General features: G+C 68.8%; 15 protein-coding genes and 1 pseudogene. 6 read left to right on the top strand and 10 right to left on the bottom strand.

The genetic code is table 11. The features are described 5' to 3' along the window. The first annotated feature begins 81 nt into the window (after positions 1–81). A complete protein-coding gene (locus tag AC5Y2S_RS28325; protein ID WP_499959890.1) occupies positions 82–1,299 on the top strand; it encodes an acetyl-CoA C-acetyltransferase in 1,218 nt (405 codons plus the stop codon). Here the strand turns inward: AC5Y2S_RS28325 and AC5Y2S_RS28320 are convergent. The 3 genes and pseudogenes from AC5Y2S_RS28320 to AC5Y2S_RS28310 form a co-directional block, all read right to left on the bottom strand. Further along, a complete protein-coding gene (locus AC5Y2S_RS28320; protein WP_499959888.1) occupies positions 1,296–2,189 on the bottom strand; it encodes an RNA polymerase sigma-70 factor in 894 nt (297 codons plus the stop codon). The two genes, AC5Y2S_RS28325 and AC5Y2S_RS28320, sit on opposite strands and share 4 nt — an antisense overlap. Then, positions 2,186–3,305 (bottom strand): annotated as a pseudogene (locus AC5Y2S_RS28315) (NAD(P)/FAD-dependent oxidoreductase). The gene AC5Y2S_RS28320 and the pseudogene AC5Y2S_RS28315 overlap by 4 nt, the downstream one beginning before the upstream one ends. 279 nt (positions 3,306–3,584) lie before the next feature. Further along, complete coding sequence (locus tag AC5Y2S_RS28310; RefSeq protein ID WP_499903311.1) at positions 3,585–4,421, bottom strand: Bax inhibitor-1/YccA family protein; 837 nt, start codon at positions 4,419–4,421, stop codon at positions 3,585–3,587. 234 nt (positions 4,422–4,655) lie between these two features. Here AC5Y2S_RS28310 and AC5Y2S_RS28305 point away from each other — a divergent pair, with 234 nt between their 5' ends. From AC5Y2S_RS28305 to AC5Y2S_RS28295, 3 genes are read left to right on the top strand one after another with little or no spacing between them, the layout of a single operon-like run. Then, positions 4,656–5,702, top strand: a complete 1,047-nt coding sequence (locus tag AC5Y2S_RS28305) for an enoyl-CoA hydratase/isomerase family protein (RefSeq protein ID WP_499959885.1) — start codon at positions 4,656–4,658, stop codon at positions 5,700–5,702. A gap of 13 nt (positions 5,703–5,715) precedes the next feature. Beyond that, on the top strand, positions 5,716–6,495 hold the full coding sequence (locus AC5Y2S_RS28300) for an enoyl-CoA hydratase (RefSeq protein ID WP_499959884.1): 780 nt from the start codon (positions 5,716–5,718) through the stop codon (positions 6,493–6,495). Positions 6,496–6,504: 9 nt separating this feature from the next. Beyond that, the gene (locus tag AC5Y2S_RS28295; RefSeq protein ID WP_499959882.1) at positions 6,505–8,241 is read left to right on the top strand and encodes an alpha/beta hydrolase; all 1,737 of its coding nucleotides are present in this window, start codon (positions 6,505–6,507) and stop codon (positions 8,239–8,241) included. Here AC5Y2S_RS28295 and AC5Y2S_RS28290 read toward each other — a convergent pair whose 3' ends face one another. Next, complete coding sequence (locus AC5Y2S_RS28290; protein WP_499959881.1) at positions 8,242–8,685, bottom strand: rhodanese-like domain-containing protein; 444 nt, start codon at positions 8,683–8,685, stop codon at positions 8,242–8,244. Continuing rightward, complete coding sequence (locus AC5Y2S_RS28285) at positions 8,685–9,275, bottom strand: cupin domain-containing protein (protein WP_499959880.1); 591 nt, start codon at positions 9,273–9,275, stop codon at positions 8,685–8,687. The genes AC5Y2S_RS28290 and AC5Y2S_RS28285 overlap by 1 nt, the downstream gene beginning before the upstream one ends. Positions 9,276–9,387: 112 nt before the next feature. On the opposite strand from AC5Y2S_RS28285, the gene AC5Y2S_RS28280 reads away from it, so the two are divergent. Then, positions 9,388–9,831, top strand: a complete 444-nt coding sequence (locus tag AC5Y2S_RS28280; RefSeq protein WP_499959879.1) for a lipoprotein LpqV — start codon at positions 9,388–9,390, stop codon at positions 9,829–9,831. A gap of 87 nt (positions 9,832–9,918) precedes the next feature. Beyond that, entirely contained in the window at positions 9,919–10,974 is a 1,056-nt protein-coding gene (locus AC5Y2S_RS28275; RefSeq protein WP_499959878.1) for a patatin-like phospholipase family protein, read from the top strand. Here AC5Y2S_RS28275 and AC5Y2S_RS28270 read toward each other — a convergent pair whose 3' ends face one another. The 5 genes from AC5Y2S_RS28270 to AC5Y2S_RS28250 all read right to left on the bottom strand — a co-directional run bounded on the left by AC5Y2S_RS28270 (position 10,975) and on the right by AC5Y2S_RS28250 (position 16,177). After that, positions 10,975–11,844: a patatin-like phospholipase family protein gene (locus AC5Y2S_RS28270; RefSeq protein ID WP_499959876.1), complete on the bottom strand. Its 870-nt coding sequence runs from the start codon at positions 11,842–11,844 to the stop codon at positions 10,975–10,977. Next, the gene (locus tag AC5Y2S_RS28265) at positions 11,841–12,713 is read right to left on the bottom strand and encodes a class II glutamine amidotransferase (RefSeq protein WP_499959875.1); all 873 of its coding nucleotides are present in this window, start codon (positions 12,711–12,713) and stop codon (positions 11,841–11,843) included. The genes AC5Y2S_RS28270 and AC5Y2S_RS28265 overlap by 4 nt, the downstream gene beginning before the upstream one ends. A gap of 31 nt (positions 12,714–12,744) precedes the next feature. After that, positions 12,745–13,218 (bottom strand): SRPBCC family protein, encoded by a 474-nt coding sequence (locus AC5Y2S_RS28260; protein ID WP_499959873.1) that lies wholly within the window; start codon positions 13,216–13,218, stop codon positions 12,745–12,747. Between the two features lie 121 nt (positions 13,219–13,339). Next, positions 13,340–14,968, bottom strand: a complete 1,629-nt coding sequence (locus tag AC5Y2S_RS28255; protein ID WP_499959871.1) for a long-chain fatty acid--CoA ligase — start codon at positions 14,966–14,968, stop codon at positions 13,340–13,342. Positions 14,969–15,085: 117 nt separating this feature from the next. Then, positions 15,086–16,177 carry a YncE family protein gene (locus tag AC5Y2S_RS28250; RefSeq protein ID WP_499959870.1) on the bottom strand — a complete coding sequence of 364 codons (1,092 nt, stop codon included), beginning with the start codon at positions 16,175–16,177 and terminating at the stop codon, positions 15,086–15,088. Between the last annotated feature and the right edge of the window lie 373 nt (positions 16,178–16,550).

Here is a 16,550-nt window from a genome sequence, read left to right as displayed (position 1 = left end):
TTTGTTCTAGCCCGTCGGGGTGCCCAGACACCCGCTTGTGATGCAAGCCGCACCGGCGGAAGGGATTTGAAGGGAAAAGCCATGCCTGAAGCCGTCATCGTCTCAGCCGCTCGCTCACCGATCGGCCGCGCCATGAAGGGATCGCTGGTGTCCATGCGGCCCGACGACCTGGCCACCCAGATGGTGCGCGCCGCGCTCGACAAGGTGCCCGCGCTCAACCCGCACCAGATCGACGACCTCATCCTGGGCTGCGGCCTGCCGGGCGGCGAATCCGGCTTCAACATGGCGCGCGTCGTCGCCGTCGAGCTGGGCTATGACTTCCTGCCGGGGACCACGGTCAACCGGTACTGCTCGTCGTCGCTGCAGACCACGCGGATGGCGTTCCACGCGATCAAGGCGGGCGAGGGTGACGCGTTCATCTCGGCGGGCGTGGAGACGGTGTCGCGGTTCGCCAAGGGCAACTCCGACTCGTGGCCCGACACCAAGAACCCGCTGTTCGACGAGGCCCAGGAGCGTACGTCGGCCGCCGCTGCGGGCGCCGACGAATGGCACGACCCCCGCGCCGACGGGAACCTGCCCGACGTCTACATCGCGATGGGTCAGACCGCCGAGAACGTCGCCATCCTCACCGGCATCAGCCGCGAGGAGCAGGACCGCTGGGGGGTGCGCAGCCAGAACCGCGCCGAGGAGGCCATCAAGAGCGGCTTCTTCGAGCGGGAGATCAGCCCGGTGACCCTGCCCGACGGCACCACCGTCACCACCGACGACGGCCCGCGCGCCGGCACCACCTACGAGAAGGTCAGCGAGCTCAAGCCGGTGTTCCGGCCCAACGGCACGGTGACCGCCGGCAACGCGTGTCCCCTGAACGACGGCGCGGCCGCACTGATCATCACCAGCGACACCAAGGCCAAGGAACTGGGCCTGACGCCGCTGGCCCGCATCGTGTCCACCGGGGTCAGCGGCCTCTCGCCGGAGATCATGGGCCTCGGGCCGATCGAGGCATGCAAGAAGGCGTTGGCTCGCGCCGGGATGTCGATCGGCGACATCGACCTTTACGAGATCAACGAGGCCTTCGCGGTGCAGGTGCTGGGCTCGGCACGCGAGCTGGGCATGGACGAGGACAAGCTGAACGTGTCCGGTGGGGCGATCGCCCTGGGCCACCCGTTCGGCATGACCGGCGCGCGCATCGCCACCACGCTGCTCAACAACCTGCAGACCCACGACAAGACGCTGGGCCTGGAAACCATGTGTGTCGGCGGCGGCCAGGGCATGGCGATGGTGATCGAGCGGCTGAGCTAGCCGCGCCGAACCCCATCCGCGACGGCGCGCAACTTGTCCGGGTTGGCCACGTTGTGGATGGTGACGATGCGCCCGTCTGCGTCCAGTTCGACTGTGAGCGTGGCGATCACGCGGCCCGCGGCCGAGAAGACGATACCCGGCCCGCCGTTGACGTCGACGACTTCGGCTGTCATGTCGGCGATCTCGACGCCTTCGTAGGGGCGCTTGGTGACCCCGGCGAGCCATGCGGCGACCTTGGCCATGCCCTCGACCGGGCGCAGCGCCTGGCGCACCTTTCCGCCGCCGTCCGTCCATAGCGTGACGTCGGGGGCGAGCAGTTGCATGAGATCGTTGATGTCTCCGCCGGTCGCCGCGGCGAAGAAGCGTTCGGTGACCGCGCGTTTCTTGCCGCGGTCGGCCTCGAACCTGGGCCGGCGCGCCTGCACGTGATTGCGGGCGCGGTGGCCCGCTTGACGCACGGCCGCCTCCGAACGCTCTACGGCCGAAGCGATTTCGGCGTAACTGAAGTCGAACACCTCCTTCAGGACGAACACCGCGCGCTCCAGTGGGCTCAGCGTCTCGAGCACGACGAGCATCGCCATCGACACCGATTCGGCGGCCGCGACATCCTCGGCCGTGTCCTCGCTCGTGAGGATCGGCTCGGGAAGCCACGGCCCGACGTAGGTCTCCCGCTGACGCCGGGTCGAACGCAGTCGTTCCATCGACAGATTCGACACGATGCGGGACAGGTACGCCTTGGGGTCGGCGACCTGACCTCGATCGGCCGCCGACCACTTCAGCCACGCATCCTGAACGACGTCTTCGGCGTCAGCCGCCGACCCCAGGATCCGATAGGCGATGGCGAACAACAGCTTCCGATGTTCGACGAACGTGTGCTCGTCGGTGCTCATCGGGTGAAGCCCCCACCGCGCCGCCACGTCATGGCGCCCAGCGCGGGCAGCAACTTGAGCAATCGGTAGGTCGTCCAGGGGCTGGAGCTCACCGTTTCCTTGTACGCGACCGCCCACCGACCGGCCAGATAGAGCCGCGCCGGGCTGTCGTCGGGATGGGTGAACTGGATGACGGCGTCGCGGCGCCCCAGGCTCACCGGCTGGTGGACATAGCCGAAGCGGAACCGCTTGGGCTGCTTGCCCTTCAGCTCTCGCACGATGTTGCCGGCGGCGTGCACACCGGTCGGGATGCCACTCTGGCAGGTGCCATGCACCAGGCCATATCCTTGCCGAACCGCCGCGGCGTCGCCGACGACATACACGTTGGGGTGTGACACCGAGCGCAGCGCCTCATCGGTGATGATTCGGCCGCGCTCGTCGACGCTCAGGCCAGCGGCGGCCGCCAGTGGCGATACCCGCACGCCCGTGGTCCACAGCACCGCGCGCGTTGACGACTTCGCCGTCAGCCAGCGCGACGCCGTCGGGCATCACCTTGACGATCTCAACGCCCGAACGCATCCGCACGCCCAACCGGGCCAACCCGGAATTCAGGCGGGCCCGCGCCTTGGGGCCCATCGTCGATCCGGGCGTGCCCCGGCTGAGCAGGACGACGTCGAGTTCGGGATGCCGTTCGGCGATCTCGGCCGCCGATTCGATTCCGGTCAGGCCGCCGCCGGCGACCACCACCGTGCCGGCGCCAAGCCGATCCAGCTGTTGCGCCAGCAGCCCGGCGTCGTGGGCGGTGTTGAGCGTGTAGGCGAATTCGTCGACGCCGGGCACGACATCGGTGTCGGCGACGCTGCCAAGCGCGTACACCAGGGTGTCGTAGCCGATCGTGCGCTCGTCGTCGAGACGGACGGCCCGCGCGTCGGCGTCGACGCCGGTGACCCATCCCTGGACGAACTCGACGTCGGTACCGGCGAGCAGGTCCGGGATCTCAAGGTCGGCCAGCCGCTGGCCCGAAGCCGCCTGGTGCAGCCGCAACCGCTCGGTGAATCGGGCCTGCGGGTTGACCAGGGTGACGCGCACGTCGTCGCGGCCCTTGACCCGACCCGCCAAGCGGGTGGTGGCCGCCATGCCGGCGTAGCCGGCGCCGATGATCACGATGTGCTTCATGATGCTGCCTTTCGCGAGCGAATGGGTGCTGACAACCAGCAGACGCATCCAGCGGTCGCGGATGTGACATCGCGCCGCCGCGAGTGTGAAGCGTGAGCGTTGAGCGTGAAGCCTGGGCGGCGACACGCCGGGCGCCTCCGCCACAGCTACACACACAAAACCGTGAGCGCGCACTCATCGCGCGTCAACAACTAAAAACCGGCACGCCTGAGGGCGTGCCGGTTTTCGTCGGGCTCGTGGCTAGTCGTTCTGCAGGTAGCTGAGCAGGCGCAGGATCTCGAGGTACAGCCAGACCAGCGTCACGGTCAGGCCCAGCGCGATGCCCCACGCCGCCTTCTCCGGCGCGCCCGCCCGGATCATCTGGTCGGCCGCGTCGAAGTCGATCAGGAAGCTGAACGCCGCGATGCCGATCATCACCAGCGAGAAGATGATCGCGATCGGCCCGCCGCTGCGCAGGCCCAGGCCCGTGCCGCCGCCGACGTGGAACATCGCCAGCACGAAGTTGCCGAGCATCAGGAACAGCGCACCGAAGAGGGCGGCGACCACCATCCGGGTGAACTTGGGCGTGACGCGAATGGCGCCAGTCTTGTAGACGACGAGCATCCCGAAGAACACGCCGAGGGTGCCGAGAACGGCCTCCCCGATCAGCGCGCCGGCGTTGGCGTTGGAGACCTGGAAGTTGGCGAAGACGAACGACACGGCGCCGAGGAACAGGCCCTCGAGGACCGCGTAGCTGAGGACGATCGCCGGGTTGTCCTGCTTGCGACCGAAGGTCGCGATCAGCACCAACCCCAGGCCGCCCAGCGCGCCGATCAGCGTCAGCGGCATCGCCAGCGCCAGGTTCGAGGTCACCAGGAAGTAGGACACGATCGCCGCGCCCGTCAGCACGGCCAGCGTGATGCCGGTCTTGGTGACGACGTCGTCGATAGTCAGCGGGCGGGAGGCCCTGGTGTCCTGGTAGGGGGCCGCGTAGGGGTCGGCCTGGTAATAGCCCGGGGCCGCGCCCGTGCCGAATTGCGCGTATCCGCCGCTCTGCTTGGGCAGCGAACGAAATACCGGGTTACTTGTCTCCCGCACCGTCGGATCCTCTCTCAATGGCTATGGGTTCGAGCTGTGCGAACAACTGCTCAACGACCGGCGGGGCGCCCGGGTTCCCGACCGACCTGCTGTTTTCTCGGCGTATCCGGCTACTGAAACTCGTTGTGGTGTTGTCGTCCGGTCAAACATAACCCTTACCCGCGAGGATCGCTGCGGTCGTGACGTTCTAGATTGCTGGTCGAGACCGGGCGGCGATTGGAAGGCATAGGGGCGTTGACTGGGGAAACCGACGAATCCGATGAGGTCCTGACCCGAGTCGAAGGCGGCGTCGGGTTGATCACGCTCAACCGGCCCAAGGCGATCAACTCGCTGAATCACCCGATGGTGAACGCCCTGAGCGCCGTGCTGACCCGGTGGGAAAACGACGACGCGGTGCGGGCGGTGGTGCTGTCCGGGGCCGGCGAGCGCGGATTGTGCGCCGGCGGCGACGTCGTGGCCGTCTACGAAAGCGCGCGCAAGGACGGCGTCGAGGTCCGGAAGTTCTGGCGCGACGAGTATCTGCTCGACGGCCAGATCGGGCGGTTCGCCAAGCCGTACGTGTCGTTGATGGACGGCATCGTGATGGGTGGCGGCGTGGGGGTCAGCGCGCACGGCAGCGTCCGCGTGGTGACCGAAACCTCAAAGGTGGCAATGCCGGAGGTGGGCATCGGGTTCGTTCCCGACGTCGGCGGGGCGTTTCTGTTGTCCCGGGCGCCGGGTGCGCTGGGACTGCACGCCGCGCTGACCGGGGCGCCGTTCTCCGGAGCCGACGCCATCGCAATGGGATTCGCCGACCACTACGTCCCGCACGACGAACTGGACGCGTTCACCAAGGCGATCGTCGACGACGGCGTCAATAGCGCTTTGGCCGCGCACGCGGTCGAACCGCCGCCGAGCGAGCTTGCCGCGCAACGCGATTGGATCGACCGGTGCTTCGCCGGCGACACGGTCGAAGACATCGTCGCCGCCCTGCGTGGTCATGGCGCCGGGCCGGCGAACGAGGCCGCCGATCTGATCGCCACCCGCTCCCCCATCGCGGTGTCGGTGGCCCTGGAGGCGGTGCGCCGCGCCGCCAAACTGGACTCCCTGGAAGAGGTTCTGGTCCAGGACTATCGGGTGTCGTGCGCGTCGGCGGGCTCGCACGACCTGGTGGAGGGCATCCGCGCGCAGATCATCGACAAGGATCGCAATCCGAAGTGGTCGCCGGCGACGCTGGCCGAGGTCAACGCGGCCGATGTGGAGGCGTATTTCGCCCCGGTCGACGACGACTTGAAATTCTAGAAAGGCGGTTAGCGTGACAGACAAGTACGAGACCATCCTCGTCGAGCGCGATCAGCGGGTCGGGATCATCACGCTGAACCGACCGCAGGCACTCAACGCGCTCAACAGCCAGGTGATGATCGAAGTCACCAGCGCGGCAACCGAATTGGACGACGATCCCGGCATCGGTGCGATCATCATCACCGGTTCGGCCAAGGCGTTCGCGGCCGGTGCCGACATCAAGGAAATGGCCGCCCTGACCTTCGCCGACGCGTTCGGCGGCGACTTCTTCGCCACCTGGGGCAAACTCGCCGCCGTCCGCACCCCCACCATCGCCGCGGTGGCCGGACACGCGCTGGGCGGCGGCTGCGAGCTCGCGATGATGTGCGATCTGCTCATCGCCGCCGACACGGCGAAGTTCGGCCAGCCGGAGATCAAACTCGGTGTGCTGCCGGGCATGGGCGGTTCGCAGCGCCTGACCCGCGCCATCGGCAAGGCCAAGGCCATGGACCTCATCCTGACCGGGCGGACCATCGACGCGGCCGAAGCCGAACGGAGCGGCCTGGTTTCGCGGGTGGTGCCGGCCGACGACCTGCTGACCGAGGCCAAGGCCGTCGCCACCACCATTTCGCAGATGTCGCGCTCGGCGGCGCGCATGGCCAAGGAGGCCGTGAACCGCGCCTTCGAATCCACCCTGTCCGAGGGTCTTCTCTACGAGCGCAGGCTGTTTCATTCGACGTTCGCCACCGAGGACCAGTCCGAGGGAATGGCCGCATTCATCGAGAAGCGGCCACCCAACTTCACCCACCGATAGGACGCTTCGATGAGCGACCCGGGTCCCGCGACGACCGCCCCCAACGAGGAAGCCGACCGCGAAGCGGGACCCGGTAAGCCTCGCAAACCACGCTGGCGCGAAAAACCTTGGTGGGTGCGCCATTACACGTTTATGGGCACCGCGGTCGGCCTGATCTTCATCTGGTTCTCGATGACGCCATCGCTGCTGCCGCGCGGCGCGCTGTTCCAGGGACTGGTCAGCGGCATCTCCGGCGCGATCGGCTACGGGTTCGGGGTTTTCGGCGTATGGCTGGTCCGCTTCATGCGCACCAAGAACTACAGCCCGCCCGCGCCACGCTGGGCGTGGATGGTGCTGATCCCGGTCGGCGCGGCCGGCATGGTGGTGATGGCGATGCGGTTCCACGTCTGGCAAGACCGCGTGCGCGACCTGATGGGCGTGCAGCACCTGAAGTGGTACGACTACCCGGTGGCCGCCGGCCTGTCACTGGTCGTGCTCTTCACGTTTGTCGAAATCGGCCAGTTCATCCGATGGCTGGTCCGATTTCTGGTGGAACAGCTGGATCGCGTTGCGCCGTTTCGCCTTTCGGTGACAATCGTCATTGTCGTGCTGGTTGCGCTGACCATCACCCTGCTCAACGGGGTCGTGCTCAAGTTCGCCATGCGCACCATGAACAACACCTTCGCCTCGGCCAACAACGAGATGAGTCCCGACACCGCCGCCCCGAAAACGCCGCTGCGGTCCGGCGGCCCGCAGTCGCTGGTGTCGTGGGAGTCGCTGGGCCATCAGGGCCGCATCTTCGTGCAAGCCGGCCCGACCGTTGCCGAACTCACCGCGTTCAACGGGATTCCGGCCGCCGAACCGATCCGAGCCTACGCCGGGCTGAACTCCGCCGACGGCATCACGGCGACCGCGGATCTGGCGGCGCGTGAGTTGCAGCGCACCGGCGGGCTGCAACGCGCCGTGGTCGCGGTCGGGACCACCACCGGCACCGGTTGGATCAACGAGGCCGAAGCGGATGCGCTCGAGTACATGTACAACGGCAACACCGCGATCGTGAGCATGCAGTATTCCTTCTTGCCGAGCTGGCTTTCGTTCCTGGTGGACAAGGAGAACGCCCGGCACGCCGGCCAGGCGCTGTTCGAGGCGGTCGACCGGCTGATTCGGCAAATGCCCGAGGCGCAGCGCCCCAAGCTCGTCGTGTTCGGCGAGAGCCTGGGATCGTTCGGCGGCGAGGCGCCGTTCATGAGCCTCAACAATGTCCTGGCGCGCACCGATGGCGCGCTGTTCAGTGGACCGACGTTCCAGAACACCATCTGGACCGATTTGACCTCCACCCGCGACCGCGGTTCGCCGGAGTGGCTGCCGATCTACAACGACGGCAGAAACGTCCGATTCGTCGCCCGCCCAAGCGATTTGGCACGCCCCAACACACCGTGGGACCACCCTAGGGTGGTTTATCTGCAGCACGCCTCCGATCCGATCGCCTGGTGGACCCCCGACCTGCTGTTCGCCAAACCGGACTGGCTGCGGGAAAAGCGCGGGTATGACGTTCTGCCCGAAACCTATTGGATTCCGGTGGTGACGTTTCTCCAGGTGACCGCGGACATGGCGGTGGCCGTCGACGTGCCGGCAGGACATGGTCACCACTACGTCGCCGATGCGGCCGACGGCTGGTCCGCAGTGCTGTCGCCGCCCGGTTGGACCGACGAAAAGACCGCCAAGCTGCGGCCGCTGCTCCACTCCGACGCCACCTCTACCGGGTAGCTAGAGCCAGCGGCGAACGGTCCTGGCCGCGTTGGCCAGCCCCGGGCCCGCGCCGTCCGACTCACCGATCAGCTGGTCCAGCACACCGGAACCGGCCAGTGCGTGGTAGCCGCCGATGACGTCGGTGGCGCGGTGCAGGCCGATGTCCAGCAGCGCGGCCGCCGCCAGGCTGGACGTGTATCCCTCGGAGCACACGATCACCCATTCGACGTCGTCGCCGACGGCCTCCGGCAACCGGGCGTCGCTGGTCGGGTCGCAGCGCCACTCCAGCACATTGCGTTCGATCACCAGCGCGCCGGGCACCTCGCCCTCGCGGAATCGCTGGGCCTGCGGCCGGATGTCGACCAGCACCGCCCCGCGCCGCAGCGCCTCGGGCACCTCGACGGCGCGAAGGCGCCGAAACCGGCGCCGGGCCGATCTCAGGACAACGTCGATGCGGCTCATCAGGGTCCTTCCGGTTGGTCGGTCAGTTCGGTGCGCTGGCGGCGCAGCCTGTTTCGGTCGGAGACCTCGTAGTACGACATCGCCGTCAGCGGCGGCGAGTAGGCGTGCACGCTCAAGGTCGGCTGCGCCCGGAAGGCCGTCACCGGCTCCGGGACGGGCCGGGGCGCCCACACCACGTCGTGCACCCAGCCCAGCGGGAAGCCGGCCTGATCACCGGCGTCGAGCCGGCGTCGCCGCAAACCCCGCCCGTCCCAACGGAATTCGTTGAGCGATCCGGACACCACGGTCAGCGCGCCCAGCGACCCACCGTGGTCGTGCAGCTCGGTGGGATGGCCGGGGACCCAGCTGATCAGCCAGACGTCCAGCTCGTCGTCGCCGTGGATGCGGGTGAACCAACGCCTGGACTGCGGTATCCCGCCCTTGGGCAGCAGGTGGTCGCAGCGCCCGCTGAGCACCCGATCGGCGGCTCGGTCGGTGGCCTGCAGCAGGTCGGGCACCCGCAGCCGGGTGGGTCCCGAAGACGGCGGAGAGACGGTCAGGGGGCGAAGCGCACCGGAGGCGACGGCACGCGTCGCAACGGGAACAGACATTGAGGAGCTCCAGGGTGAACGGATCGGGCAAGCGGCGGCGGGTCAGGGCCGACAACACTCGCAAAATCCGAAGCGCTCCATCACGGCCGCAAGTGTTGCATAGATTGAGACCGTGCGCTGGTGCGGTCGTTCCCTCGGGCAGCGGGGTGCGGTTCTCGTCGCGGCGCTTTTGCTGGCGGTCACGGGCTGCTCGCAGACCGCACCCAACGGCGGGGTCGCCGTGCCATCGGCACGGCCGTCGGGCATCCCGCGCGGTGCCACCTCGGTGCCCCCGGGCGCGGTTGGCGTCTCCCCGGGCGGGGTGACGACCAGGGTCGATGTCCCCGCGGATTCGACCGAAGAGGAGTATTTCCAGGCCTGCCACGCCGCGAAGGTCTGGATGGAGGCGCAGCCCAGGACGGGTGGGTCGCTGTTCGAGCCGTACCTGGGGATGATCCAGGCGTCGCAATCGGGCACGGCCGGCACCTGGAACGCCCGATGGACCGACCTGACCCCGGCCCGGCAGGCGGCCGTGATCACCGCCGCGCGCGCCGCCGCCAACGACGAATGCGGGTAGCGTTCGCCCCCGCGCCAATTGTGATCATGGGTACAAAAAGTGCCTCCCCGGCCGCCCGAGGCGGCTTCGGCCGAGCAAAATGAACGCATGCCCGGCGGACGTGGCGGAACGGTGGCGCGTCGATCTTCACCGACCCGGGTGGCGCTGGCCCTGGGCAGCGGGGGCGCCCGCGGCTACGCCCACATCGGGGTGATCGAGGCGCTGCGGGCGCGCGGTTACGAGATCGCCGGGATCGCCGGCTCGTCGATGGGCGCGATGGTCGGCGGCCTGGAGGCGGCCGGACGCCTCGACGAGTTCGCCGACTGGGCGAAGTCCCTGACGCAGCGCACCATCCTGCGGCTGCTGGACCCCGCCATCAGCGCGGCCGGGGTGTTGCGGGCGGAGAAGATCCTGGACGCAGTGCGCGACATCCTCGGCACGGTGTCCATCGAGCAACTGCCGATCCCCTACACCGCGGTCGCCACCGACCTGCTGGCCGGCAAGTCGGTGTGGTTCCAGCGCGGTCCCCTCGACGACGCGATCCGGGCGTCCATCGCGATTCCGGGGGTGATCGCCCCGTACGCGCTCGACGGGCGGCTGCTCGCCGACGGCGGCATCCTCGATCCGCTGCCGATGGCGCCCATCGCCGCGGTGAACGCCGACCTGACCATCGCGGTCAGCCTCAGCGGCAGCGAGGCCGTCGGCGGCCGCGAGGCGGAGCCGGGGGCCACCGCCGAGTGGTTGAACCGCATGGTGCGCAGCACGTCGGCGCTGCTGGACACCGCGGCGGCCCGGTCCCTGCTGGACCGGCCCACCGCGCGGGCCGTCCTGAGCAGGTTCGGCGCATCGGACAACTGGTCCGACGACCCGGACGCGGACGAGGCCGGGCCCGAGGACATCGCCGAGGTTCCCGGGGTGCCCAAGCTGGGCAGCTTCGAGGTGATGAACCGGACGATCGACATCGCCCAGTCCGCGCTGGCCAGGCACACGCTGGCGGCCTACCCGCCCGATGTGCTGATCGAGGTGCCACGGTCGACCTGTCGGGGCCTGGAGTTTCACCGGGCGGCCGAAGTGATCGAGGTGGGCCGCGCCCTGGCCGACTCGGCCCTGGACGCCTTCGAAACCGATCCGGAGCAGACGGAGACGCCGGCGCTCGAGGGTTGATCAGGCGCCGAGGAAGCGCGCGACGGCCGCCGCCTCGCGGCGGCCCTGTTGGCGCCCGGCCACGGCGGAGTCGATGCGGCAGCGCGGGTCCAGCGGGTTGGGCCCGAAGGCCGCCAGCGAGTCGTCGTCGGCGAACACCGCGTGCGTCGCCCCGGGGAACGCCGCGATCTCGGCGGCCGGCCCGTCGCCGAATGGCGCCGGCGCGTCGCGCCCCGAGGGAATCAGCACCACCGCGGCGTCGCAATCGCCGGCCACACCCAGGTTGATCGAGCTGCCGACGCCGCCGTCCATATAGCGCCGGCCCCCGATGGTCACCGGCGGCCACGCCCCCGGCACCGCGCAACTGGCCGCCACCGCGTCGACGAGCCCGACGCCCGAGTCGCGGTCGAAGACAACGAGTTCGCCGGTGGCGACGTCGATGGCGGTGATCCGCAGCACCCGGTCCGGCCAGTCGTGTGACGGCAGGCGCTGGGCGATCACGCGGCGCCGGACGGCCTCGGGCACGGTCTGGGTCGCCAGCGCCACGGCCCCGATCCGGCGCAACTGCTGGCGGGTCTTGTCCTGCGCGTCGTCGTAGGGCCGGCCCAGCGCGGTCAGGAAGACCTCTGTGATGTCGTCGATGTCGACGCCGGAATCGATCTCGGCCGACGACTCGGCGACCTGCCGATCGAACAGCGCCTCGAGCGGGCACCCGCTGCCGAGCTGCGCGGCGACCGCCGAACCCGCCGAGGTCCCCACCAGCACGTCCGACTCCAGCAACAGCCGGGCGGCCGCCGGCGACTCGTCGGCGATGCCGCGCAGGACCCCTGTCTCCCAAGCGATTCCGGCTATTCCGCCGCCGGCGAGCACGAGCGCGCGTCTGGTCGTCACGCGGACGCACCGGTGTGCTGGGCGCGCTGAACCGACTCGCTGAGATCCTCTCGGCGCAACTGATGGCTCGGCGGGTCGGGCAGCACCAAATCCCTAGTGACACGCAACCCGGCGTCGACGTGGACCAGCTCGCCGGGCGCGATCAGGCTCCAGCGCGGGTCCTCGTCCATCCGCTCGGTGGCGAACACCACCGACGACCGCGTGCACAGATGCTGGGACCGCGCGCGGATTCGGTGTGTGCGCAAGTCGAATTCGGGCGCTCCCGCCTCGTGCTGCCGGTCCAAGAGGTAGAGCTCGTGGGTGTCGGGGTAGCGCAGCGCCCACATGTCGGTGGCCGTGCTCAGCAGGACGTTGACCGCGTAGATCGGCGCGTTGCCCGCGAGCCACCGCACGGCGTCGACGAGGCCCGCCGTCTCGTCGCCGTCCCGGCCGCGGATCGAACCGGTGATCAACGCGAACACCCGCTCGGAATCGGTCTCGCCCTGGACCAGGCCGTCGCTGCCGAGTTCGCGGAGCCGTTCGTCGATGCCGTCCAGCCCCTCGACGACGCCGTTGTGCGCGAAGATCCGGCCGTCCTGCAGAAACGGGTGGGTGTTGCGGACGTCGAGCGAACCCGTTGTGGCGTAACGGACGTGCGCTACGAAGGTGGTGCCGGTCAGTTCGTGCGCCTCGGTGGCGAATTGGGTGTCCTGCCAGGCCGCGATCGGCTCCTTGTGCAGCTGCGGCCGGCCGTGCGCGTCAAACACACCCAGGCCGGTGCCGTCCGGGTTCTTCCGGCTCTGCGCGGACAGGCTGTCCGGAGCGTTCAACAGCCAGAAGGTCGCGGTGCAAACGTCCGTCCCGGCGTGCAAGCCAAAAAGTCGGCACATGGGGTCGACGGTACCGAAGGCGCTCGGGGAGTCAGCCCGTCAGCATCGCCGAGAGGTCCCGCAGGGCTTGGCGCGCATAGCCCTTCCAGATTCGGCCGAACAGCGGCAGGGCCCACGATGTCAGCGGTGACCTCGGATAGATGTCCCAGCGCCAGGTGATCTGGGTCCCGCCCGCCGCCGGGGCGAAGATCCATTCGCCCACAACATGATCGACCAGCAGCGCCATGGGACCCCGGATCTCGGTCAACCGGTACCCGAACGACCGGGGCGGCTCGACACTGATCAGCTCCTCGCGCATGCTGGCGCCGCCGGCCAGGTGCACGACGCGGGTCTGGCCCGCGGCGTCCCATCCGCCGGTCTGCTCGCGCACCTCCCGGACGGGCGGAATCGGGCCGTGTCGGCGCTTGAAAAGGTCGGGAAGCGGCGCGGGCAGCGTGCGCCCGAAGGCCTCCTCGGCGGGGACGGGTACGACCAGGGATTCGTCGACGACGAGCGATTGTGGCACTGGCATAACGCCTTTCATTCAGCGCGCCCCTCACCTTCTCACTCGCGAGCAGACGCAGAATCGCACTGTCGGATGCGAAATTACGCGATTTTGCGTCTGCTCGCGCACGAGAGGCGGCCACTCAGTCGCGCGCCTCGACCACCCAATAGCCGTGCTCGGCGTATCGCGCCCGGATGGCCTTCTTGTCGTACTTGCCGACGCTGGTGCGCGGAATCTCCTCGACGAACGTCCACCGCTCGGGCAGCCACCACCGGGCGACCTTGTCGGCGAGGAACTTTCGCAGGTCCTCGGCGCTCACCGACGAGTGCTTGGCCACCACGACCGCGAGAGGCCGCTCCTGCCACCGCTCGTCGGGGACGCCGACAACCGCGGCCTCGAGCACCTGCGGGTGCCCGATCAGGCAGTTCTCCAGTTCGACTGACGAGATCCATTCGCCGCCGGACTTGATCACGTCTTTGGCCCGGTCGGTCAGCGTGACGAAGCCGCGCTCGTCGATGCGGCCCACGTCGCCAGTGCGCAACCAGCCGGAGTCGAACTTGGAGTCGTCGTGGCCCAGGTAGTAGGAGCCGGTGATCCACGGGCCCCGGACCTCCACCTCACCGACGGCGGCGCCGTCGTTGGGCAGCACCGCGCCCTCGTCGTCGACGATGCGCATCTCCACCCCGCAAACCGGTTGGCCCTGGGTCGCGCGGAACGCCCAGTGCTGGTCCTCGGGGCTTCCAGGCGGCGGCCAGGCCATGGTGGCCATCGGCGACGTTTCGGTCATGCCCCACAGCTGGCGGATCTGGACGCCGTGTTTCTCCTCGAAGGTGCGCATCAGCGACACCGGGACGGCCGAGCCGCCGCACACCACCAGGCGCAGCGAGGACATGTCGTGTTCGGGCTCGTCCTCCAGGCGATGCAGGACGTCGTTCCAGATGGTGGGCACGGCGCCGGCGACCGTGGGCCGCTGGGTTTCGACCATGGCGATCAGCGAGCGGGCGTCGAGGTGGCAGTCGGGGAGCACCAGGTCGGCGCCCGCCATCAGCGCCGAGTAGGGCAGCCCCCAGGCGTTCGCGTGAAACATCGGCACGATCGGCAGCACGCTGTCGACCGCCCCCACGCCGATCCCGTTGGTGGTGCACCCTCCCATGGCGTGCAGGAAGCTCGAACGATGGCTGTAGACAACGCCTTTCGGGTTGCCCGTGGTGCCGCTGGTGTAACACATCGCGGCCGCGGACGTCTCGGCGATGTCGGGCCAGTCGAAGTCGGGGGACTCGGCGTCGATCAGTTCGGCGTACCGCAGCACGGTCTTGCCGGACGCCTCCAGCGCAGCCGTGTCGCCGTCGCCGACCACGATCACCGCCTGCACGGACTTGAGCTCCCCCAGGACCGGCGCGAGCAGTTTGGAAAGTGACGCGTCGACCAGCACGACGTGGTCCTCGGCCTCGTTCGCCACGAAGGCGATCTGCTCGGGGAACAGGCGGATGTTGAGGGTGTGCAGGACGGCGCCCATCGACGGCACCGCGAGGTAGGTCGCCAGGTGCTCGGCGTTGTTCCACATGAATGTCGCGACGCGCTGGTCCCCGGTGACCCCGAGGCGCCGCAGCGCGTTCGCCAGCCGGGCCGCCTGTTGACCCAGCTCGCGGTAGGTGGTCCGGCGGTAGCCGTCGCCCGTGGCGGTGGTGACCGTGCGTTCTCCGTGGATACCGCAGCCGTGCCGCATGATCGCGGCGATCGTCAGCGGATAGTCCTGCATCGTGCTGTCCATCGCGTACCGCCTTACCCTCGACGCGGCACCGCCTCGTGTGCGGTCGGGCGAATGCTATCGCCGCACACCGCCGGTAGAAAACGGGTTACCCCGACAACGCGCGTTTTACGGCTACGGCTAGGCGAATACCGGTTCGGCAGGCAGCAGCTCGGGCGCGGCCCAATCGGCCGCCGACCCCGTCGCGGCCTCGACGCCCAGCGCGACGACCGAGGCGACCGGCGCCACCGTGACCATGCCGGCGTAGTCGGCGATGTAGAGGTACCGTGCGTCGGCGCTTTCGACCACGCACGACGGCTGGTTCGCCACCCCGATGGTGCCGACGACGTCGTGGGTGAGCGTGCTCAGCACCGTGACGCCCTGGTCGCTGACCAGGTAGGCGCGATCGCCGTCGCCGCTGAGGGTCAGGCCGGTGAGGATGCCGCTGATCTCGCTGATCTTGCTGGTGCCGGTGATCTTGGCGGTGCGGGTATCGACGACGTCGATCACGGCGCCCAACTCGGGGGCGCAGCTGGCCACGTAGGCGATCGCGCCGTCGGGGCTGAGCGCGACGTCGCGGATGGATAGGCCGATCCCGACGGTGTGCAGGACGCGGGACCCGGTCGGAGTGTGCGCGTCGATCATGACGAGCTGTCCGCCGCCGGGGCTGTTGGTGGCGACGTAGAGGCGGCTGCCGTCCGCGCTGGACCGGACGCATTCCGTGGTGGTTCCGGGCCGGTTCGGCAGGGCGATCTCCTCGGTTCGGCCGGTCCTGGTGTCCAGGACGGCGACATCGGGGCCGGCGGCGCCGTGGCGGCCGGCGTAGACGTAGTCGCCGTCGGGGCTGACCACCAGGTCGGTCACGCTGAACGCCAGCGGGTACGTGTCGGTGACGGCGCCGGTCGGCAGGTCGACGACCCCGATCGAGTCGTACGCCGGTGTCACGGTGCTGACGTATGCGCGGTTGGGGTCGCGGCGGCCGACGGCGACCGCGAAGGGCTCGGGCAGGCCGGCGACGGTCTGCACGACGCGGCAGGTGTCGGTGTCGATGACCGAGACGCTGTCGTAGCCGTGGTTGGCCACCATCAGTCGGGTGCCGTCCGGGCTGGCGACGATGCCGCTGATCGGGCCTTGACGCACCGCGATCCGCGCGACGATGGGAAATCCGGCCGCCGCGCCCAACTCGATGGCCCGGCCCTCGCCGGTGTCCTTCCGGTGGTTCACGTCGCGCATGCTGGCACCGCCTTCGCTCCTGGTACGTCCGCGGACGGCACAGCGATCGAACCCGCCGTGTCCACCTGCGGCCCTGGATAAGCCGCGTTACAGCACCCAGAGATAGTTGCTTTTAACAAATTTTACTGACGAATTTCGGCGCAAAAATATTTCTCGACGATGCCTGTGATCCACGTCACCCGAATAAACGCGAGTGCGGCATGGCCGAGGCTAATCAATTAAGCGGCGGTGATCCGAGGGCCATGCGAATATGCCTTGATAGACGGCGGTTTTCGCTCATGCAGCGAACCATCTGGACGGGTGGACAGCCGTCCATAAATAAGGGAAACCTTAATATTTATCGATTGAAGAGGTGAATGTCACATCTTCCCGC

It is taken from the genome of Mycobacterium sp. NGS69 (genome assembly GCF_059812165.1).
Note: the sequence above shows the minus strand (reverse complement) of the source record. Positions and strands in the feature narration are given on the sequence as shown.

Bases quoted from the DNA above. Each gene is read 5' to 3' on its own strand.
- AC5Y2S_RS28265 (WP_499959875.1), bottom strand. From the start codon at position 12,713: ATGTGCCGACTTTTTGGCTTGCACGCCGGGACGGACGTTTGCACCGCG.
- AC5Y2S_RS28325 (WP_499959890.1), top strand. From the start codon at position 82: ATGCCTGAAGCCGTCATCGTCTCAGCCGCTCGCTCACCGATCGGCCGC.
- AC5Y2S_RS28285 (WP_499959880.1), bottom strand. From the start codon at position 9,275: ATGTCTGTTCCCGTTGCGACGCGTGCCGTCGCCTCCGGTGCGCTTCGC.
- AC5Y2S_RS28320 (WP_499959888.1), bottom strand. From the start codon at position 2,189: ATGAGCACCGACGAGCACACGTTCGTCGAACATCGGAAGCTGTTGTTC.
- AC5Y2S_RS28255 (WP_499959871.1), bottom strand. From the start codon at position 14,968: ATGGACAGCACGATGCAGGACTATCCGCTGACGATCGCCGCGATCATG.
- AC5Y2S_RS28290 (WP_499959881.1), bottom strand. From the start codon at position 8,685: ATGAGCCGCATCGACGTTGTCCTGAGATCGGCCCGGCGCCGGTTTCGG.
- AC5Y2S_RS28295 (WP_499959882.1), top strand. From the start codon at position 6,505: ATGAGCGACCCGGGTCCCGCGACGACCGCCCCCAACGAGGAAGCCGAC.
- AC5Y2S_RS28275 (WP_499959878.1), top strand. From the start codon at position 9,919: ATGCCCGGCGGACGTGGCGGAACGGTGGCGCGTCGATCTTCACCGACC.
- AC5Y2S_RS28250 (WP_499959870.1), bottom strand. From the start codon at position 16,177: ATGCGCGACGTGAACCACCGGAAGGACACCGGCGAGGGCCGGGCCATC.